The organism is Arenibacter flavimaris (assembly GCF_030291335.1).
Lineage (GTDB): Bacteria > Bacteroidota > Bacteroidia > Flavobacteriales > Flavobacteriaceae > Arenibacter.
The window spans coordinates 17,150-35,164 of sequence record NZ_JASWIM010000038.1 but is presented as its reverse complement, the minus strand read 5'-3'; the positions used below and the strand labels follow the sequence as shown (position 1 = coordinate 35,164).

The following is an 18,015-nucleotide window of genomic DNA, read 5'->3' as shown; positions in this document are numbered from 1 at the left end:
TAAATCACTAATAATATTTTTATGAGGTAAGCGCCCGTGTTTGGCTTTTGAAGCTATAGTAATATAAAATTAAAATCTATGTTAGGGAATTCACATTTAAATACAATAATTCTTAAGGGGTTATTCCTTGGATGTGCGCAGGATACATTATAATGAAGCCAACGATTATTATATACATTTTTTGTCCAGGCAAATGAAAATTTCAATTATTTATATTTTAAAATTTTCATACAATAAACACATGCAATTATTCAATGTATCTTCTTCCCTTTATTTTGAAGAGAAAGATTTCTTCAACCAATTTTCAAAAGTAAAATCGACCATCAAGACTCTGAACAAATATAAGAATGCATATATCCTGTTATAGACAGAAGTTAATCTTCAATCCTTAAAAACATTTAAATGGACGAAAAAAATACACCTTATTATTTCATAGAAGGAGGAGGGGAGATGGGGGATCAAATTCGAAAAAAGAACTGGGACAGAACACCTCTGGGCGACCCAAAATCTTGGCCAACTATTCTTAAGAATATGATTTCGATGATACTTGACAATCCGATTGGAATGTATATCGCCTGGGGAAAGGAATATACTCAAATATACAATGACGGATATAGGGCAATTCTGGACACAACAGATCATGCTCACGCCTTGGGTCTTAGTCCTAAGGAAACTTTTCCGGAAATGTGGCATATCATTGAATCAATTTTCGAAAAGGTTATGACCGGAATACCAGTGGCTATAACTGATTTTATGTTTCCACTTAATAGAAAGGGAATCCTGGAAATTTGTCATTTCGATTTCTCTTGTAGTCCCATTAGGGTGGAAAATGGACAAGTTGGGGGTATTCTAATGACTATAATTGAAACAACAAATAAAAGGAAAGCAGAAGATCAACTGAAGGAAAGTAATATTCAATTAAATTTTGCTTTAGAAGCGGCGCAATTGGGTACATTTGATTTGAACCCAATCACCTATGAGTTCACTGCCAATGAAAGACTAAAGCGTTGGTTTGAATTACCCTCGGATAACAATATTCCTTTAAACAATATTATTGAAAAAATTTCAGAAAAGGACCAGGATAGGGTAATTAAGACTCTGCAAAAATCTCTGGAATATCCAATAGATAGTAAGTTTGATGAAATTTTTACCGTCACAAATTACAAATTAAACAAAGACATAATCCTTCATGCAAAAGGACAGACTTGGTTTAATGAGGAACAAGTGGCATTTCGATTGAATGGTATTGTTGAAGATATAACGGAGCGTACCCTAGCTGATCGTAAAATTTCTGAAAGTGGTCAATCGCTTCGTAACATAATTTTAGAAGCACCAATTGGTATATGTGTAATGGATGCAGATACTTTGGTTAGCGAAATAGTAAATGAACAATTTATTGATATAGCGGGTAAGACATATGACGAAATAGTCGGAAAACCATATTGGGTAACCTTTGCTGAGGCACGGAAATATTATGAAAATGCTTTAAAGAGTGTAATAGAAACCGGCAAGCCCTATTTTGCCAACGAAGTAGAAATTACTTTGGTACGACATGGTAAAGAGGATTCTATTTACGTAACGTTCGTATACGCTCCTTTGAAAGATAAAGACGACAAAGTTGTTAAAATTGCGGTTTGGGTTGTTGACAATACCAAGCAGGTCCATGCCCGTCAGAAGGTGGTCCAGAGTGAAAGTAATTTGAAACTGATGATTCATCAAGCTCCTATGGCAATAGCCATTTTTCGGGATCAAGATCATAAAGTCGAAATTGCCAATTCCCATGCCCTGGAAATCTGGGGCCGAACGGAGGAACAAGTCATCGGCAAATCAATATTCTCATCCATGCCTGAACTTCTCGCTCAGGGAATCAAAGACATTTTGGATGAAGTAAATAATAGTAATGTCCGTTTTGCAATTAATGAACTTCCTGTTGAAATATTGAGGAATGGCAAATTAGAAACCGTTTATATTAAATTTTCATATGAGCCACTTTATAATAGTGAAGATAAAATCGATGGTATCATGGCCATCGGTTTTGATGTAACTTCCCAGGTATTATCGAGAAAAAAAGCGGAAGAAAGCGAACAAAGTATTCGTACTCTAATAGAAAATGCCCCATTTCCTATTGGTGTTTACACTGGTGATGAAATGCGTATTACGCTTGCGAATCAATCAATAATGGACGCGTGGGGAAAAGGCAATAATGTCATTGGCCAACTATATACCGATATTTTGCCGGAATTTGACAACCAACATATATTCGAACAAATACGAAATGTTCAAAAAACAGGTAACCCGTTTCATGCCAAAAACAAAAAAGTAGAAATTATAAAAGGAGGCAAGAAGAAAACCTTCTATTTCAACTACAGTTTCACCCCTCTGTTTGACGCTTCCGGCAAAGTGTTCGGTGTTATGAATACAGCGGCCGAGGTTACCGAATTGAACGAAGCCAAACTAAAAATAGAAGAAAGTGAAAAGCGGTTTAGGAATTCAGTACGGCAGGCACCCATGGGGATTGCTATCTTTAGAGGTTCCAATTATGTTGCAGAACTTGCGAATAGAAAATACTTAATGTTGGTTGATAAGGTCGAGGAGGAGTTTCTAAACAAGCCTCTTTTCGAGGTTCTTCCAGAAACAAAGAAAACGATATTACCTTTGTTTGACGAGCTGATGCAAACTGGTCAAGCAATAAACTCCACGGAGTTGACAGTCACACTGGAGCGACAAGGAAAAAAGGACGATGCATTCTTCAATTTGGTGTACCATCCATTAAAAGAAGAAAATGGTGACATTTCTGGTATTATGGTCGTCGCAATCGAGGTAACGGAAACAGTAAAGGCAAGACATTTACTGGAACAAAGTGAGAAACACTTTCGTAATATGGTAATGCAGTCACCAATTCCCATGACCATTTTAAGGGGGGAAGATTTCATAATTGAGTCTGCAAATACAGCTATGTGTGAAAAACTATGGCGCAAAAAAAGGAATACCGTAATAGGTAGAACATTGCTGGAGGTTTTTCCAGAATTGAAAGAACAAAAATACCTAGACTTGCTAGCAAAAGTTTTTAAAACAGGTATTACCCATAGGGAAGAAGAATCCATTGCATTTGTTCAAGGAGATGACGGAACCAAAAAATTTTACCTGGATTTTGAGTACTCAGCCCTTTACGACTCCGATGGTACGATATCAGGAATAATGATTACTGCGAATGATGTCACGGATAAGGTCGAAGCGAGAAGAAAAGTGGAAGATGCAGAAGAAAGAACTCGATTGGCTGCAGAGGCGACAGAACTTGCTACCTGGGAGTTAGACCTAAATACTAGGGACATAATCCATTCTCCTCGACTTGCCCTAATTTTTGGGCATGATATTTCCACTAAGATTTCCCATGCCGATATGCGTAGACAAGTTCATCCAGAAGATATTCATGAGATTGTAGAGAAAGCTTTCGATAAAGCTATGCATACGGGTAAATATGGTTACGAGGCCCGGATTATCAAACCGGATAAAACCATTTGTTGGATTAGGACGCAAGGCAAGGTATTTTTTGATTCCAATAACAAGCCTTATAAGAAAATTGGTACATTACGGGATATCACAGAGGAAAAGCTTAATCAACAAGCATTACAGGAAAGTGAGGCGAAATTTAGATTACTTGCCGATTCAATGCCTCAACAAATCTGGACCTCCGATCCGCAAGGCAATCTCATTTATTTCAATAAAACCGTGTTTAATTTTTCAGGATTAACTCATAATGATTTAGTAAAAAAGGGTTGGTTAACAATTATTCATCCCGATGACCTTAAAAAACATACCAAAGAATGGTTGGAATCTATAAGAACTGGTAAAGATTTTCTGCTTGAACATCGTTTCCGTAGGCATGATGGTGAATATAGGTGGCAATTAAGCAGGGCTAAAGCGCAACGAGATGAACAAGGTACAATAACAATGTGGGTTGGTACAAGTACCGATATTCAGGACCAGAAAATGTTCACATACAATTTAGAGAAACAAGTTGAGGAAAGAACGAAGGAACTAAATAAAAACAACCTTCATTTAGAAAGAATGAATAAGGAATTACAATCTTTTGCATACATCTCTAGTCATGATTTGCAGGAACCATTACGTAAAATTCAAACATTTGCCTCCAGAATAATGGAGAAAGAGGCCAAGAATTTATCAGAACCTGGATTGGATAAATTCCACCGTATTCAAAATGCAGCAAATAGAATGCAAAATCTCATCCAGGATTTGCTTGCTTATTCCCGTACCGATACTGAGGAAAGGATTTTTGAAATAACAGACTTAAAAACAATGGTTGATGAAGTAAAAACGGATTTAAAGGAAGAAATTCTTCAAAAGGGTGCAATTATAGAATCAGGTAAAATGTGCGAAGTTAAAATTATTCCCTTTCAATTCCGACAATTGATTTTTAATTTGATTAGTAACTCTTTAAAGTTTACTGATGAGGGACGCACTCCGCTCATAAAAATAGATAGTCAAGTCGGAACAAGGTCGTCATTCAAGCTAAAAAACCTAGCGAAAGACAAAACATACGTTCATGTTAGTATTTCGGACAATGGTATTGGATTTGAACCAGAATTTAAGGATAAGATATTCGAAGTATTCCAACGCTTACATGGAAGGGAGAAATATAATGGAACGGGAATTGGTCTGGCTATAGTTAAAAAAATTGTTGACAATCATAACGGATTTATTACAGCAATCGGAATACCTAAAAAGGGAGCTAAATTTGATATTTATATTCCGCTTACATGAGGAATATTATCATTCACTCATAGATTTTAAATAGACAAGAATTTAAAGTTCTACATTAAACAACTATAAATCATTGCGCGGTTATTAATGTTCATTTTGATTTAGTGGAATAGTTTAGGGCCCATAATCATGTATTAATTATGGATTGCAGTTGACATTATATCATTCATTATGTATAGTATTGGATGAATGCAAAAACAACAAAAGGTCACAATTTGGACTTACTAATGGCCTGAACCCCTTTTGGCAATACCTTTCATTTATAAAATATACTGATCACTGCCCATATTTACCGTGTATATTGCAATCACTGGGATATATTAGATTGTTATTCATTTACATTTTCAAGTTAATTTAGAATACTTCGATCTCGATCGGTATTTCCAACATTATCTAAGAAATTCTTATTTAGATAATCTATTTTAATCTTTTAAATGGATCAAAATTAAACGCTATAGTGATAACCCCTTGTAATTCAATGCAATAATTTTAAAAAGTCCATATTAGGACAACGGATAGAAAGTAGATAAAGTTTAATTAATTCCATAAAACTATGAAAATTTTTAAATCATTAACATTGGCTCTGATCTTATTTGTTACTGGGTTAGCCTATTCGCAAAAAAATGACACGAATAAATTATTAGCCGATGCAGAAAATGCAAAACAAAAAATGATACAGCAGGATCAAGGGTTGAAGAAATTCTTTAATAATGCATCCGGCTATGTTATTTTTCCCAATGTCGGGGAAGGTGGTTTAATTGTAGGTGCCGCTTCTGGAAAAGGTATCGTTTACGAAAAAGGTAATTCAGTTGGTATTGCGAGCCTTAAAAAGCTTGATATAGGAGTACAGGCTGGAGGACAAGCACTTGCCCAGGTAATCTTTTTCGAAACGAAAGAGGCTTTAAACGAATTTAAAACAGATGATTACGCATTTTCTGCAGAAGTATCTGCAGTAGTCATAGAATCAGGAGCCTCACAGAATGCCAATTACAATGACGGCGTAGTTGTTTTTACCATGCCAAAAGCGGGTTTAATGGTTGATGCATCTGTAGGTGGTCAAAAATTTGATTATGAACCATTTAAATAAATGGACCCAAGCATTGAATAGTCGGTCTTAAAACCGACTTTTTTTTTGGGCTAACTTTTAAATTCACCATAGTTCACTCTGCATATAGAAATCAAACATGTACACTCAGGATGCAAATCATCCAAACGTCAAACTCTACACAGTATTTTAGGGACATAAAGACGATTGGTCGTAATGCAATCTTATAATACAATCGAAAATTCGTCATAATTATTTTAGTAAGGCATACATTAACTCGTTCATAGGAACTGTTGCATATGAAGAGGAATAATCAGACACAGCATATGGAAGCACTAGGCTACCATTATTAATTATTGAACCACAAGAATAAACAACATTAGGGACGTAACCCTCTCTTTCTTCTTCTAACGGTGAAAGTAGAGGTTGGGCCAACCGTCCTATTTCCTTTGTCGGGTCATCCAAATCAAATAGTGCAGCACCAATACAATAACGCCTCATTGGGCCGACCCCGTGTGTAATAACGAGCCAACCGTCTTCCGTCCACAGTGGCGCTCCGCAGTTTCCTATTTGTGTAAATTCCCATGGATATTTAGGTTCTTGGATTTTTATTGGATTATTCCATAAGGTATTCCTTTCAGAAAACATGATATAATTATTAACTCCGTCCACTCGCGCAAGAACTGCATATTTACCCTTGATTTTTTTGGGAAACAAGGCAAAATTTTTATTTTGAGCTGCTTTGCCGAACATTGGCATGATTCGAAATGTATTAAAATCTTCTGTAGATAATAATTTAGGTAATATCGTATGTCCATCAAAAGCGGTATAGGTTGCATAAACTTTAATAGAACCATCATCCTCTGTAAACCTGACAAAACGAGCATCCTCTATTCCTTTACTTTCAGATGGAGACACCGGAAATATTACCCGCTCGGATATATCGGAATCTAGGCTAAATTTCAAATCATAATAGGAATCCACCAGCCAGGTCATTTCTTCAAGGACCAAACGATTACCGGTGCTTATTCCACTGGATAAAACCCTATTTAAAGCGGATTTCAGCTCATGATACTCAAAATGATCAGGTAGGCCGTTCATTATGGCAGAATAATATTGTTTTGAGATCTTCATCTCCTGCAACTTTTGTTCAAAGCGCCCTTTATCATATGATTTTTTCTGGACAATTTGTGGCATATCAATATGATTTCTCACCTTATATAATTGAAAATTGTTATTGGCGTCCAAAACACCTTTCCTAAATACCAATGAGGATAAATGGCCTTCGCCTGTAGCTCGGAATGATATTATCACTCTTTTCTCACCTTTGGCCAAGAATGATTGATCAAAATCTTCAATTATAGATGGGTTAAACATTGCGGCAGACTCAATAGAATATTCCATTGTTGCATATGACCCGAAAAGTAATTTCGCCTTTGGGGAAAATTCATCAATTTTTAATCCCATTTGTTTCATCAGGGGAATATGGTTTTCAAAATGTCGCAAGAAAATTTTGGAAATATTACGATGCCGTCCCGCAAATTCCCTAAGGGTATGACTCAATTCCCGATTTATGTCCTCCTCTTTCAATGAAATTACTCTTTTTAAGAGTTCATGGGTTCGAATTTCCCCATTGTCAAAAAAACGCGCCACTATACGACTACTATCAGGCAAGAATTTAATGTTTTTTCGATTTACGGTTACTTGCATTATAATTTCAATTTATTATCCATTAAATCAATTCCATTGTTGATTGCCCAAACAATGCCTGACAATTCATTAAACTAGAACGACGAAATCCGAATTAGAATTATTAGACTCTGACTGTATAGGTTTAATAGACTTGAACAATAAAGTTTTCAACTGATTGAATGAATTTGGTTTTTTTATATATTGATTCGCCCCGGCTTCTTTCAGTTTATCAATCTCCTTTGCATTAAATGAAGTGGAATAAATTATTACCTTTATGTTGGAAAATTTAGATATGCTTCGAATATCGGCCAAACATTCGAAGCCATCCATTAACGGCATGCGAAGGTCGAGGAATATTGCACTTGGCAGCTCAGTTTCAGATAATAAATCTGCCATCAAATCAACACCATTGTCAAACTCGGTGACAACAGTAGCAATAGGAATATCTTCTAAAGCTTCTAGGAATAAACTGCGGTCATCACAATCATCATCGGCAAGAAAGATTTCAATTGGTTTCATAACATTATATATTAATGACTAGTCGATCGATCAAGTGGATAAATACAACCCGAGTTTCGTAAATAAATACCACAGATTTAATTATCGACTCTTCGTTGAATAAAAAAATTTCTCCACAAAGCAATATTTTGGAAATGTTAAATTAGAAACTATCTTAAATCACATATGCACTAAATGATCAATATTTTGACTTAAAAGATTAAAGTGGAATTTAAAATACTGAGAAACAAATTTCATTTGAGCTTAAAATATATTGAGGGGACACCTCATAATTAAAATAAATTGGATCAGTCCAGAACCGAATAACCATAAAAGTAGACTTTTAACTAGAATTAAGATTACCCAGTGTTTATTACGGGCTAACCAGCTTAGTATCAATTAAATTAATACTGTAATTGTAATTCCATAATCTTCTGTTAAAACGAAAAATTCTATAATAGAATTTATGAATTATATAATACTTCGTAGATCTCTTTTCAGAAATTTGGATAATCTAATAGGAAGACCGATGGACTTTATACCAATTAAGGTTTTACGGTTTAATTAAAAGTTAATTAAGAAACATAGTTAAGTATAACTTATAAAAATAAAAAGTATGGCAACTATATCCATTCAGTCAACAGACACTCAAAATATATTTAATCAGCTAAGCCTATATTTTGGTGAATATTTTAAGGTTAAAAATAACGAATTTGTTTTGAGCTTTAACAACAAATTAGGAAACGGAAGATTCTGTGGAAGATCATTTAAAGATGGTATAACTCACCTTGAAATCGAATTAACCTTGCGAAAAAGTTTTTCTATTCAAAACTATGGGCAAAAAAATCCCCCACTTTATATTGCTTATTGTTCAAGAGGTTATATTTCCCATAGTTTTAAAACCGAAATACAAAAAAGGGTTCTGGAAAATTTTAGAACTGGTATTTTTACAAATGAACCTAATAGTGGTAATATTTTATTTTTTGACAGCGATAAGCATGTTAAATGCTCCATATTTATAATAGATAAATGTCGCCAGAATAATTCAGATGGAACTACTTTGATAACACAGCTACAAAATTCTTTGTTGAAAAATCAATCCCCAAAAAATTATATATTCATTAGTTCCTACAATCTTAAATTAGCAGAAAAACTCGAACAAATTTCTGTTATGAAGCATCGAAGTTATATACGGAATTTGTTTTTAAAAGGGCTTGTTTATGAAGTGCTTGCTATCGCGGTTCAGCAACATGAGGAGGATATAAAAAAGCACAAGTTGGCAGGAAATCTGAGATCCAGTGAGATAGATTCCATCCGGAAAATTTCAGAATTTATAAAGAATAATCCCGATAGACAACTGAACATTACACAACTTTGTTCCAAAACAGGTCTCTCACCGAGTAAATTGCAATATGGTTTCAAATTATTGTATGGAACAACGGTTAACGATTATAGTAGAAAAGTGCGCCTTAAGTATGCAGAACAACTTATAAAAAGTACAGATTTAAACATTTCCCAAGTGGTTTATAGTATTGGTTTTACCAGTCGAAGTTATTTTTCCAAAATATTTAAGAAAAAATATAAGTGCAGTCCAAAACAGTATAAGGTACAACAAAGTAATGTCCCCATTCCTGTATAAGAGTTCAAAAAATACAAGCAAATACAATGATTTAATTTAAAGTCTTTAAACGTGTGCGCAATTAAAGTTACTTTACTGTAAATAAAATAGTATTGGCTAAAAAGGATATGTAGCTCGCTGAATTATTTCGGTAGAATTAAGGACCGATTATGGTCTCCTTTAAAAGCGAAGATTAATCGTAACAACATTTTATTTTTGTATTATCTTCAACGGGGCTCTTAAGAATAGTATATGAGTAAAGTGCATTCCCAAAATTCTACAGTAAATTTAAACTCCACACCAAGTATTTCCATCTACTACTATGATCAATATATACCAGATTAAAGTATTAAGGGAAATTGGCCTCCCTGATTATTGCCCGAGACAACGTGTTGAAAATGAATTGATATGGATTTATTAATGATGTATGTGAGTTCACTAAAATTATTAGGCTTTTTAATAAACATGTTTGCTCCATATTTCGAAGTAGATTCCAAATCTGTTATTGCAGTGGAAGTGGAGTAAATAGCCACAAACATATCCTTGAAAGATGCATTCGTTCTTAAATATTTTAAGCATTCCAAACCATTCATTACCGGCATATTCAGGTCCAAAAATAATAGTTCTGGTAGCATCTTGATCCCGCTGCTCAAATGGTCTATGAAATTAAAGCCATTACTAAACAAAAAAAGTTCAGCCTTTATCTTCAATTCCTCAAACGCTTCCTTGAATAGGAGTCTGTCGTCCTGATCATCATCCACAAGGGCAATCCGGTTTAATTTGTAATTTGCAACATTAAATTTTTCATGTGTCATAGGTATAGATAATGAGTTTATCCACTTTAAACCCTTTAAAGTTTAGATAGTATTGAAAGCTAGGTGTTAAGTTTGGAGAGTGTGACGAAGGTATCAGTGTGACAACTTGCTAAATGGTTGTCAGGGACAATTTATAACATTGGAAAATATAATCATTATGGATTGTTCGATTTCCATATTTCATATTTTTTTAATTGGTCCGAAGAAAGTATCCTCCCCAACTGCCTGTCACGTTCAGAAGGTATTGTACCCATCATTTCTCCATTTGGTGAATTTCTTTGTTTCTCTTTGAATCTTTCCATGGCAGTCTCAAATTCGCGAATTTGATCTTTGGACATCATTATATCTTGATACAATTTGTTATTATCAAATGTCATAGGTGCAGATAAATCAGTTTTATCGCCAATAATATTCGCGTTGCCACCAGTATTCCCATTGGTATTTTGTATTACAGAGTGGCTAATTTGGGAGTGAGTATCATCGGGGGCCTTATTAGTCCTTTCAACATGTTTCATTTCTTTTTCTGAAACTGAATTCTTCTTAGAACTTTGAGACTGTTCCAAATTCGCAGATTTACAAGCTATAAAAAGTCCAGAGACTACTACGCTAATAATATACATTTTTAAGTTCATCCTCTAATTATTTTTAAAATATTTCTCAATTGAAATTTTAGGAAAATTAGCGAGTCATAAATGAATTCTTTGTTACAAAAGATTATTTTTTTGACTTTAACTGATAGTTTCAGTGTTTATCCTATTGTGAGACTTTTAAACATTAAATACCTAGAGCCAGGATTATTAAAATCTTGAGAAGTATATGTATTGGTGGAAATGAATAGGTAGACCTACACTAACAAGGCATCAAATATTACTTGATTAAATTACAACTTCTTTTCTGGATTAATTATTAGCATAATCCAGTTAACTTATTTATTTAGACTTTGGGAAATTAGACTACAATTAATTAAAGGAATTATTAATTTAAAATATTATAATATGCCAAATCCTAGAATTAAAGACGAAGATAAATACCAAGCGCTACGAGATAAGGGTTACAGCAAGGAGAAATCCGCTCGTATTGCCAACACACCCGATTCAGGTAAAAAAGGGGGTAAGGCCAAACGCTATGAGGAGTGGACCAAACAGGAGCTTTACAATCAGGCCAAGAGAGTAGGTATCGATGGTAGATCTCAGATGAACAAGGAGGAATTGATCCATGCCCTTCGGAACAATTGAAAGTAAAATTTATATTTAAAAAAAGTGTGTAAAAGGAGGTATATAATTAATATACCTCCTTTATTTTTTGACAGCCACTAATCATAAATTGATTATCATATTGATTTGGAAACTATAAAAAAGGTGAAATTATCATTGCTTATATAAAACTTAAATCAAAAAAATTGTATAAACCGCTGTCCCGGAAATATTCGTCTTACCATTAATATTCCAGTATATTTTAAGGTAAAATAAATTTTATACTATGATATTTATAATCGCTGTTCCTCCTAAAGTGTTGCGTTTTATTGAGTCTATAGTTCTGTCGAGAGAAGCGATTAGAGATCCATAAGAATTAGGCTTGCGCAAATACCTATTTGCCCCTAGACTGAACAAATGCTCTATTCGATCCAAATCAAACTCTGTGGAGTATACAACAATAGGTATCATATCCAAACCATTGTCATCGCGTATTTCTTTTAAACATTCTTCACCGTCTTTTCGTGGCATGTAGAGATCCAGGAATATTACGTCAGGGTTAGGAGAATCGGTCTTAAGACATAACAATAATTCATCTGCATTATCGAAAGTTTTCAGCTCAACTAAAGTATCAATTTGGGAAATCGCTTCCATAAAAATTTCTTGATCTTCCAAATCATCATCAACAAGATATATTGAAAATATCTCCGGTTTATTTTTCTCTCTCCTCTGCATAACTATGATATTTTATTTACAACCGTAGGCATTTCATTCATCAATTTCGTTTTTCTACGTTGCGCTGGTAAAATTGACCTTTTCTTCCATTATTTTAAAAGTACTTCTAATGTAGTATGCAGAAACAACTGGAAATATCTCTAAAAACATAAGTTTTGACCCAATAGAAATAACTCCGATATTAAACGATTTTAAAATGTTAAAGGATTTTTAGTCAATTTCAGAATTGAAAATTCATTTCTACAAATAACCTTTTTGAATGCCGAACAAAACCAAGGAAGATATAATATGAAAGTCATCATAAAGGTAATCTTACCCGCCTATAATTTCTCCACCGTTAATGTGCATGACTTGTCCAGTCATATAGCTACTATCTTTGGAAGCAAGAAAAACATATGCAGGGCCCACCTCAGCTGGCTGGCCAGGACGACCTAACGGTACGTCTTTACCAAAATTTGTCAAATCATCTCCTTTGAACGTAGCCGGAATCAGTGGAGTCCAAATGGGGCCTGGTGCCACCGCATTAACCCTGATACCCTTGTGGGCCAGTGATTTGGATAAACTGCGAGTAAAAGCCGATATAGCACCTTTAGTGCTAGAATAATCTATTAAATGTTCAGACCCTCTATATGCAGTGACCGATGAAGTGTTAATTATTGTATCATCCTTTTTTAAATACTTAAGAGCTGCTTTGATGATATAGAAAAATGCATAAATATTTGTTTCAAATGTTAAATGCAGATTCTCTGTCGTTATTTTCTCAATAGATTCTTCAGGAAACTGCATTGCCGCGTTATTAACTATTATATTAATAGTACCAAACTTACTAATGGTTTGTTGCACAGCGGCCTTACATAATTCTTCATCCCTTACATCTCCTTTAATCAACAAACATTCTCGATCTTCTGCTTCCACTGCACTTTTTGTGGTCTGAACATCCTGATCCTCGTTTAAATATATAATAGACACATTCGCACCTTCTTTGGCAAAATGCACTGCAATACTTCTGCCGATCCCGCTATCACCTCCTGTAATAAGAGCTACTTTACCACTTAATTTGCTACTACCTTTATAATCGTCTCGGACGGTTACAGGCTCGGTATCCATTAAATATTGTTGACCTGGTTGATGAGACTGCCCTTCATGATTTTTTATTTTGATATTTTCCATGTATTGCTCTTTTTAGTTATATATATATTACAATTGAGTTCTTCAGCAAATAAATATTAAGCATTTGAAAAATATTGATACGATAACAAAAAAAGTGAGCGTAATTAAAAGTTTAAGTTTTGCACTAATACCTGACCCCGACTAATACTCGTTATAAAATTTTTTGTAACTAAAATATATCTCATTATGAAAAGTTTTCTGTTATTATTTTATGAGATTTGATATATACTATCATTTCCTTGATAATGTTTCCTGTTCTCGTCTGTTCATTTGAAAGAGTTAATAATAATTTTATAGGAACAATGCATGACAAGACAAATGAATAAATTTATTTACTCTGATGGCAGGGAATTTTGATTGACAAAAAATTAAAGTAATTTTTAATGAAACTAAGATCGAACGAACCTTTTTGGCTGATAAAAAATGGCATAAAACACTCATATCCCTCTGTAAAAGCGGATATAGAAACAGATATAATAATTATTGGTGCGGGAATCACGGGAAGTCTTATGGCTTATCAATGTATTCAAGATGGGTATAATACGGTAATAATTGACCACCGCGAGGTAGGTCATGGCAGTACATCCGCTACTACAGCCTTATTGCAATATGAAATAGATGTTCCGCTTTACGAGCTTTCAAAAATGATCGGAAAGAAAGCATCCGAACAAAATTATCTCGCCTGTTATGAAGCCATCGATATTTTGGAAGACCTTTCAAAGAAAATAAAGTCACGATGTGGTTTCAAAAAAAAAGAATCCCTGTTTTATGCAGCCTACAAAAAAGATGTCGACTGTTTGAAAAGTGAATTTAAAGCAAGGCAAAATTTAAATTTACCCGTAACCTGGATATCATCTGACTCCATCAACAAAAGATTTGGAATGGAAAATACTTTTGGTGGAATATTATCACAACAGGCTGGAAGTATGGATGCTTTCCGGTTTACACACGATTTATTGCATTACAGTTGTCAAAAAGGCCTGGACATATATGATAAAACTGCCATAGACCATGTAAAATACAACAAAAGTGGTGTCATGGTCCATACCGAAACCGGACATCGTTTGCAGGCAAAGAAATTAATTTATTGCACTGGTTTTGAAAGCACCAATATAATTAGAGAAAAATTTGTCGATTTAGTTTCAACCTATGCCTTTGTTGGGGAACAAGATAAGAAAGGAACAAAAAAATTGAAGGATACAGTATTTTGGAATTCGGCCGATTCCATATATTTATATGAGAGTTACAGACGATGGTCGATTTCTTATTGGTGGGGGAGATGTGGACTTTATAAATAGTAAAAAACGTGATGGGTTGATTAATTCAAAAGTACAGCAACTACATCGTCACATAAATCGAATATTTCCTTCATTTAACATTATTACAGATTTTGCTTGGGCTGGAACATTTGGTAAAACTAAAGATGGTTTACCGTACATAGGTGAACATCCTGATTTTAAAAGCACTTATTTCGTACTTGGTTTCGGAGGTAATGGAATTACCTTTTCAGTAATTGGAATGAAAATTATATCCGATTTATTAAAAGGTACGATGCATGACTTATCCCAGTACTATAGATTTGGAAGGTAGCGTTTTTGGTCTGCGTTTATAATTCTGATGAATTGTGGATTGGGATTTATAAGGGCAATAAATAATTTTAATGAGCTACTTCACAATAGGTTTTACTCCTAGTTTTATATAAAACTAATGTGATTTTAAAATTTAAATAAAATGAAAAAAAAGAAAAGTACCTCATCCAAAATAGAGCAATTAAACCAATATAAAAAGGATTCTTCAAATGAACCTTTAACGACGCGACAAGGAGTCAAAATAAACGACACCAATAATTCCCTAAAAGCCGGGGATAGGGGATCAACCTTACTGGAAGACTTCATTCTACGTGAAAAAATACATAGTTTTGATCACGAACGGATTCCTGAACGCATTGTGCATGCGAGAGGCAGTGGTGCCCATGGTTATTTTGAGTTATATCAAAGCATACCAGAGTATTCGAGGGCCGGTATTTTCACTGACACAGACCGCATAACCCCTGTTTTTGCGAGATTTTCAACCGTAGCCGGCTCCAAAGGTTCAACGGACTTAGCACGAGATGTCCGTGGATTCGCAGTAAAATTTTATACCGAGGAAGGAACATGGGATCTAGTAGGAAATAACATGCCAATATTTTTTATTCAAGATGCGATTAAATTTCCTGACTTGATACATTCCGTTAAGCCCGAACCAAATAAAGAAATTCCACAGGCAGCATCGGCACACGATACTTTTTACGATTTCGTTTCGCTATCCCCAGAGACGTTACATAATCAAATTTGGCTTATGAGCGATAGGGCCATTCCTAGAAGTTTTCGAATGATGGAAGGCTTTGGCATACATACCTTTCGATTGATTAATGACAAAGGAGAAGCCCATTTTGTGAAATTCCATTGGAAACCTTTATTAGGGGTCCATTCTGTAACTTGGGACGAGGCGGTTAAAATCAGCGGTGCGGATTCCGATTTCCATAGACGTGATCTTTGGGAAGCAATCGAATCCGGGCAATTTCCCCAATGGGAACTCGGTCTGCAGATCATTCCAGAGAAGGATGAACACAAATATGATTTTGATATATTGGACCCCACCAAGTTAGTACCGGAAGAAATGGTTCCAGTAAAGATCATTGGAAAAATGACATTGAACAAGAATCCTGATAATTTCTTTGCGGAAACCGAACAGGTGGCATTTCTGCCAGGAAATGTTGTTCCAGGAATTGATTTCACTAATGATCCTTTATTACAGGGTCGTTTGTTTTCTTATCGCGATACACAATTATCTAGGTTAGGTAGTCCTAATTTTCACCAACTTCCAATTAATATGCCTGTCGCGAAATCCAACAATAACCAACGTGATGGACATATGCAAATGGAGATACCCAAGGGGCAAACCGCATATTTCCCAAATACTTTGGGGGGAGGTTGTCCATTTCTCAGTAAAATATCCGAGGGGGCTTTCCAGTCCTATGAAGAGCGCATTGATGGAAAAAAAATAAGGTCAAGAAGTGAAAGTTTCAATGATTTTTTCTCCCAACCAGCCCTTTTTTACAGGAGCCTGAAAGAATGGGAGAAGAATCATGTAATAGATGCCTATTCCTTTGAACTAGGCAAATGTACGCATAAGCATATTCAAAAAAGAATGCTCTGGATGATTGATCAAATTGACAATGATCTTGCTAAAGAGGTTTCTTTAAATTTGGGATTATCAATCCCTCATGATATTGAACGTCCCATCAATCAAGCTATAAGTCCGGATGCGAATTTCCATGATTTTCAACCAGGACCCAAAAAGTTCTACCTAAATGAATCGCCGGCGCTTAGCCAGGGCAACACTAAATTTGAAAGTATTGCTACAAGACAGGTAGCGGTGTTACTCTCCGACGGATTTAGTAACAATAATTATAACGAAATGAAAGAAGTCTTAACAAGTGGCAATGCTGTAGTCAAAATTATCGCGCCAACTGGGGGGGATGTAATCTCTGATAGTGGTCAACAATACCAAGTAGATGCTTCCATTACCACCACAGAAAGTGTACTTTATGATGCTATATATATTCCAGGTGGAAAGCAATCAACTGATGTAATATCAAAAAATGCAAAATTTATAAAATTTGTGAATGAGGCACTAAAGCACTGCAAGCCTATTGCCGCCGATAATGAAGGTGAATCATTTTTAAATAATACCTATGCCATTGATTTCCTTTTGGATAAAGCGGTCTGTATCAATGCAAATCCTACGGAATTTGTCAAGGCAATTGCGTTGCATCGAAATTGGGAAAGAAGTGAAAAAGTTAATTCCATTCCAGTATGAAAACTTAGTAACCAATGACCTTATTTATCCAGTATTTTATGACATGTTATTGCGATATGATGGATGCATCCGTATCCAAAATTGGGGTTGATCCAGATTGGGGATTTCATGAAGATTATTTGTTTAAAATTTTACTGGCCATTTTAGCAGGATGCTTAATAGGTATTGAGCGGGAATATAAGGGAAAGGATGCCGGGATAAAAACAAACATTTTGGTTGCCGTTGGAGCATGTGCATATCTCATATTATCATTGCAGTTCTATGGAAGCGAGGATACGGATATAACCCGCGTTCTAGGCCAAATTGTGACGGGAATCGGTTTTCTGGGTGCAGGGGTAATTCTGAAGAGAGAGGATAAGATTGAAGGCCTGACTACCGCTGCAACAGTTTGGTGTAGCGCAGCTGCTGGATGCATAGCTGCGCTATATATGGTTACAAATTTAATAGTCTTTACAGTGGCAGTGGTTATAATTAATATGATCTTCGGTATTTTAAGTAAAAATATAGCATCATGAATTAAAATAGGCGAAGTATTGATGTCCGTTATAGTTGTCGGATACCCCAGTTGTCATTTCTCGCAGAACGACCTAAGCTATGAAAGTTGCC

Annotated in this window: 14 protein-coding genes; 8 read left to right on the top strand and 6 right to left on the bottom strand. The window is 35.0% G+C overall.

The window, feature by feature from the left end; genetic code table 11:
- The first annotated feature begins 720 nt into the window (after window positions 1–720).
- Together QSE00_RS21340 and QSE00_RS21335 are read left to right on the top strand one after the other, a co-directional pair.
- Window positions 721–4,782 (top strand): PAS domain-containing protein, encoded by a 4,062-nt coding sequence (locus QSE00_RS21340; RefSeq protein WP_286107434.1) that lies wholly within the window; start codon window positions 721–723, stop codon window positions 4,780–4,782.
- Window positions 4,783–5,335: 553 nt separating this feature from the next.
- Window positions 5,336–5,869 carry a lipid-binding SYLF domain-containing protein gene (locus QSE00_RS21335; RefSeq protein WP_286107433.1) on the top strand — a complete coding sequence of 178 codons (534 nt, stop codon included), beginning with the start codon at window positions 5,336–5,338 and terminating at the stop codon, window positions 5,867–5,869.
- A gap of 210 nt (window positions 5,870–6,079) precedes the next feature.
- Here QSE00_RS21335 and QSE00_RS21330 read toward each other — a convergent pair whose 3' ends face one another.
- Together QSE00_RS21330 and QSE00_RS21325 are read right to left on the bottom strand one after the other, a co-directional pair.
- Window positions 6,080–7,303, bottom strand: a complete 1,224-nt coding sequence (locus QSE00_RS21330) for a glycoside hydrolase family 130 protein (protein WP_286107432.1) — start codon at window positions 7,301–7,303, stop codon at window positions 6,080–6,082.
- A gap of 303 nt (window positions 7,304–7,606) precedes the next feature.
- Window positions 7,607–8,038, bottom strand: a complete 432-nt coding sequence (locus QSE00_RS21325; protein WP_215948512.1) for a response regulator — start codon at window positions 8,036–8,038, stop codon at window positions 7,607–7,609.
- Window positions 8,039–8,633: 595 nt separating this feature from the next.
- Between QSE00_RS21325 and QSE00_RS21320 the strand changes: the two genes are divergently transcribed.
- Window positions 8,634–9,656: an AraC family transcriptional regulator gene (locus QSE00_RS21320; RefSeq protein ID WP_286107431.1), complete on the top strand. Its 1,023-nt coding sequence runs from the start codon at window positions 8,634–8,636 to the stop codon at window positions 9,654–9,656.
- A 320-nt stretch (window positions 9,657–9,976) separates the two neighbouring features.
- Here QSE00_RS21320 and QSE00_RS21315 read toward each other — a convergent pair whose 3' ends face one another.
- Together QSE00_RS21315 and QSE00_RS21310 are read right to left on the bottom strand one after the other, a co-directional pair.
- Entirely contained in the window at window positions 9,977–10,450 is a 474-nt protein-coding gene (locus QSE00_RS21315; protein WP_286107430.1) for a response regulator, read from the bottom strand.
- Between the two features lie 155 nt (window positions 10,451–10,605).
- A complete protein-coding gene (locus QSE00_RS21310; protein ID WP_286107429.1) occupies window positions 10,606–11,082 on the bottom strand; it encodes a hypothetical protein in 477 nt (158 codons plus the stop codon).
- Between the two features lie 363 nt (window positions 11,083–11,445).
- Between QSE00_RS21310 and QSE00_RS21305 the strand changes: the two genes are divergently transcribed.
- On the top strand, window positions 11,446–11,685 hold the full coding sequence (locus QSE00_RS21305; RefSeq protein WP_215948508.1) for a DUF7218 family protein: 240 nt from the start codon (window positions 11,446–11,448) through the stop codon (window positions 11,683–11,685).
- Between the two features lie 237 nt (window positions 11,686–11,922).
- Here the strand turns inward: QSE00_RS21305 and QSE00_RS21300 are convergent, their stop codons facing one another.
- A complete protein-coding gene (locus QSE00_RS21300) occupies window positions 11,923–12,378 on the bottom strand; it encodes a response regulator (RefSeq protein WP_286107428.1) in 456 nt (151 codons plus the stop codon).
- 312 nt (window positions 12,379–12,690) lie between these two features.
- Entirely contained in the window at window positions 12,691–13,548 is an 858-nt protein-coding gene (locus QSE00_RS21295; RefSeq protein WP_286107427.1) for an SDR family oxidoreductase, read from the bottom strand.
- Between the two features lie 383 nt (window positions 13,549–13,931).
- On the opposite strand from QSE00_RS21295, the gene QSE00_RS21290 reads away from it, so the two are divergent.
- The 4 genes from QSE00_RS21290 to QSE00_RS21275 all read left to right on the top strand — a co-directional run bounded on the left by QSE00_RS21290 (window position 13,932) and on the right by QSE00_RS21275 (window position 17,924).
- A complete protein-coding gene (locus QSE00_RS21290) occupies window positions 13,932–14,846 on the top strand; it encodes an NAD(P)/FAD-dependent oxidoreductase (protein ID WP_286107426.1) in 915 nt (304 codons plus the stop codon).
- Window positions 14,785–15,138: an NAD(P)/FAD-dependent oxidoreductase gene (locus QSE00_RS21285; RefSeq protein ID WP_286107425.1), complete on the top strand. Its 354-nt coding sequence runs from the start codon at window positions 14,785–14,787 to the stop codon at window positions 15,136–15,138. The genes QSE00_RS21290 and QSE00_RS21285 overlap by 62 nt, the downstream gene beginning before the upstream one ends.
- Window positions 15,139–15,279: 141 nt before the next feature.
- Window positions 15,280–17,409, top strand: a complete 2,130-nt coding sequence (locus QSE00_RS21280; protein WP_286107424.1) for a catalase — start codon at window positions 15,280–15,282, stop codon at window positions 17,407–17,409.
- A gap of 14 nt (window positions 17,410–17,423) precedes the next feature.
- Complete coding sequence (locus QSE00_RS21275) at window positions 17,424–17,924, top strand: MgtC/SapB family protein (protein ID WP_286107423.1); 501 nt, start codon at window positions 17,424–17,426, stop codon at window positions 17,922–17,924.
- Window positions 17,925–18,015 lie beyond the last annotated feature (91 nt).

Excerpts from the sequence above, each read along its gene's own strand:
- QSE00_RS21335 (WP_286107433.1), top strand. The coding sequence starts at position 5,336 with ATGAAAATTTTTAAATCATTAACATTGGCTCTGATCTTATTTGTTACT.
- QSE00_RS21300 (WP_286107428.1), bottom strand. The coding sequence starts at position 12,378 with ATGCAGAGGAGAGAGAAAAATAAACCGGAGATATTTTCAATATATCTT.
- QSE00_RS21305 (WP_215948508.1), top strand. The coding sequence starts at position 11,446 with ATGCCAAATCCTAGAATTAAAGACGAAGATAAATACCAAGCGCTACGA.
- QSE00_RS21340 (WP_286107434.1), top strand. The coding sequence starts at position 721 with ATGACCGGAATACCAGTGGCTATAACTGATTTTATGTTTCCACTTAAT.
- QSE00_RS21295 (WP_286107427.1), bottom strand. The coding sequence starts at position 13,548 with ATGGAAAATATCAAAATAAAAAATCATGAAGGGCAGTCTCATCAACCA.
- QSE00_RS21330 (WP_286107432.1), bottom strand. The coding sequence starts at position 7,303 with ATGAAACAAATGGGATTAAAAATTGATGAATTTTCCCCAAAGGCGAAA.
- QSE00_RS21275 (WP_286107423.1), top strand. The coding sequence starts at position 17,424 with ATGACCTTATTTATCCAGTATTTTATGACATGTTATTGCGATATGATG.
- QSE00_RS21320 (WP_286107431.1), top strand. The coding sequence starts at position 8,634 with ATGGCAACTATATCCATTCAGTCAACAGACACTCAAAATATATTTAAT.
- QSE00_RS21290 (WP_286107426.1), top strand. The coding sequence starts at position 13,932 with ATGAAACTAAGATCGAACGAACCTTTTTGGCTGATAAAAAATGGCATA.
- QSE00_RS21280 (WP_286107424.1), top strand. The coding sequence starts at position 15,280 with ATGAAAAAAAAGAAAAGTACCTCATCCAAAATAGAGCAATTAAACCAA.
- QSE00_RS21285 (WP_286107425.1), top strand. The coding sequence starts at position 14,785 with ATGAGAGTTACAGACGATGGTCGATTTCTTATTGGTGGGGGAGATGTG.
- QSE00_RS21325 (WP_215948512.1), bottom strand. The coding sequence starts at position 8,038 with ATGAAACCAATTGAAATCTTTCTTGCCGATGATGATTGTGATGACCGC.
- QSE00_RS21310 (WP_286107429.1), bottom strand. The coding sequence starts at position 11,082 with ATGAACTTAAAAATGTATATTATTAGCGTAGTAGTCTCTGGACTTTTT.
- QSE00_RS21315 (WP_286107430.1), bottom strand. The coding sequence starts at position 10,450 with ATGACACATGAAAAATTTAATGTTGCAAATTACAAATTAAACCGGATT.